Annotated in this window: 2 protein-coding genes; both read right to left on the bottom strand. The window is 59.8% G+C overall.

The window, feature by feature from the left end; genetic code table 11:
• Positions 1-6 precede the first annotated feature (6 nt).
• Positions 7-204 (bottom strand): YbdD/YjiX family protein, encoded by a 198-nt coding sequence (locus FN633_RS06885; RefSeq protein ID WP_144813762.1) that lies wholly within the window; start codon positions 202-204, stop codon positions 7-9.
• A 48-nt stretch (positions 205-252) separates the two neighbouring features.
• Entirely contained in the window at positions 253-2,358 is a 2,106-nt protein-coding gene (gene cstA, locus FN633_RS06880) for a pyruvate/proton symporter CstA (RefSeq protein ID WP_154057205.1), read from the bottom strand.
• Positions 2,359-2,531 lie beyond the last annotated feature (173 nt).

Raw genomic sequence — 2,531 nt, 5'->3', positions numbered from 1 at the left:
GCTTGATCAGCAGCAGCGCGCTCCGCCTTTACCGCCGTAGCGTGCATCCTGGCGATCGCGGAAAAAGTCTTCATAGGTCATCGGGGTCTGGTCCGGGTGGTTAAGCTGCATATGGGCAACGTAGTTATCGTAGTCCGGCACGCCGACCATCATTTTCGCGGCCTGACCTAAATACTTTCCGGCCTTAGCAAGAGTATCAAACATCATAGGCTCCTTGCCCCTCCCCACAAAGGGAGAGGGGCATGATTAAACTCAGTGCGCCCGTTTTGCCTGGGCCACTACCTGCTCGGCATTGGCCGGCATCGGCTCGTACGGGGTCTCTTTCGCCGTTGGCCGGGGCTCTTTTAGCGCCGCCAGCGCGGTCTTCAGCGAGTAGACCGCCAGCACCACCACCACCACCATAAAGAAGATGGTCAGCCCGGCGTCCAGACGGTTGTTAAACACCAGCTGATTTAGCTGCGATTCGGTGTACTGGGCCGGAATAGTGCCGCTGTCGATCATCCCCTGGAAGCGGTTAGCGATCGCCAGGAAACCGACTTTGGCATCCGGGCTAAAGGCTTTCTGCCAGCCGGCGGTCAGGGTACAGATCAGCAGCCACGCGGTCGGCACGAGGGCCACCCACGCGAAGCGCTGGCGCTTCATCTTGAACAAGACCACCGCGCAGAGCATCAGCGCCATTCCGGCCAGCATCTGGTTGGCGATACCAAACAGCGGCCAGAGGGTATTGATCCCGCCAAGCGGATCCACCACCCCCTGATGGAGGAAGTAGCCCCACGCCAGCACGCAGAGCGCCGTCGCCAGCAGGTTCGCGGGCAGCGAGTCGGTACGCTTCAGCCCAGGGCTGATTACCCCCAGCAGATCCTGCAGCATAAAGCGCGCCGCACGGGTGCCCGCATCCACCGCCGTGAGGATAAACAGCGCCTCAAACAGAATGGCGAAGTGGTACCAGAACGAGACGTCCATCAGCCCACCCAGTGCGCCGTGGAGAATATAGGCCATCCCTACCGCCAGGGTCGGTGCTCCGCCCGCGCGGGAGATAATGGTCTGCTCGCCCACCTCGTTGGCAATCTGGTTGAGGGTATCCGGCGTAATGCTAAAGCCCCAGCCGCTCACCACCTGCGCCGCCGAGGCGACCACGTCCGCCGTACCGGCAGGGGCCAGCACCGCCATCGGGCTGTTCATCGCGAAGTAGACGCCTGGATCGATAATACAGGCCGAGACCAGGGCCATGATTGCCACGAAGGACTCCATCAGCATCCCGCCGTAGCCAATCAAACAGGCCTGGCCCTCGTTGGCCAGCATCTTCGGCGTGGTGCCGGAGGAGATCAGGGCATGGAAGCCCGACACCGCCCCGCAGGCAATGGTGATAAACAGGAACGGGAAGAGGTTACCGGTCCACACCGGGCCGGTACCGTCAACAAACTTGGTCATGGCGGGCATGGTCAGCGTCGGGCGCATGATCAAAATGCCGATTGCCAGACCAATGATGGTGCCGATCTTCAGGAAGGTAGAGAGGTAGTCGCGCGGGGCCAGCAGCAGCCACACCGGCAGTACCGCCGCGATAAAGCCGTAGCCTACCAGCATCCAGGTCAGCTGCACGCCGGTAAAGTCGAACATCGGAGCCCAGGTCGGGCTTTCTGCCACCCAGCCGCCGGAGATGATAGCGAAAATCAGCAACACCAGGCCGATCACCGAGACTTCACCAATGCGTCCGGGACGCAGGTAGCGAATATAGATCCCCATAAAAATCGCCAGCGGAATGGTGAAGGCCACGGTGTAGGTGCCCCACGGGCTATGGGTCAGGGCTTTGACCACAATCATCGCCAGCACCGCCAGGATGATCACCATGATCATAAAGCAGGCCACCAGCGCGATCACTCCCGCCGTTGGCCCCATCTCCTCTTTCACCAGCTCACCCAGCGAACGGCCGTCGCGGCGGGTAGAGACGAAGAGCACCATAAAATCCTGCACTGCCCCAGCGATCACCACTCCGGCGAGGATCCAGATCATCCCCGGCAGATAGCCCATCTGCGCCGCCAGCACCGGCCCCACCAGCGGCCCCGCCCCGGCAATCGCCGCAAAGTGGTGACCGAATAGCACTTTCTTATCCGTGGGAACGTAGTCCAGCCCGTCGTTATGGCGTACGGCGGGCGTCATGCGGGTCGGATCCACCGCCAGCACGTTGCGGGCGATGTACTGCCCATAAAAGCGATAGGCGATCAGATAGATACAGACGGCGGCCACCACAATCCATAAGGCATTAATCTGTTCACCCCGATTAAGTGCGATATAGCCGAGGGCAAAAGCTCCTATTACCGCGAGCAATGCCCAAATAAGGTATTTCCCTGAGTTTTGCATAGTCGTTTTCCGTTGGCTGAAGCAGGAAGATGTTACATTTTGTTTCTAGATCAGGCGGCGGGTTTTAACAATGTTGTTACGTCAGAAAGCAGAGGGGCAACCGGTTATTTACAACACTCTGTAATGGAGATCACTTATGCGGAGTGAAAGGTGGGGGAAGTTCCAGGCCCGGC

The sequence above is a fragment of the Pseudescherichia vulneris genome (assembly GCF_902164725.1).
GTDB classification, from domain to species: domain Bacteria; phylum Pseudomonadota; class Gammaproteobacteria; order Enterobacterales; family Enterobacteriaceae; genus Pseudescherichia; species Pseudescherichia vulneris.
The sequence above is the reverse complement of the archived record's forward strand: the minus strand, read 5'-3'. Positions and strand labels throughout refer to the sequence as shown.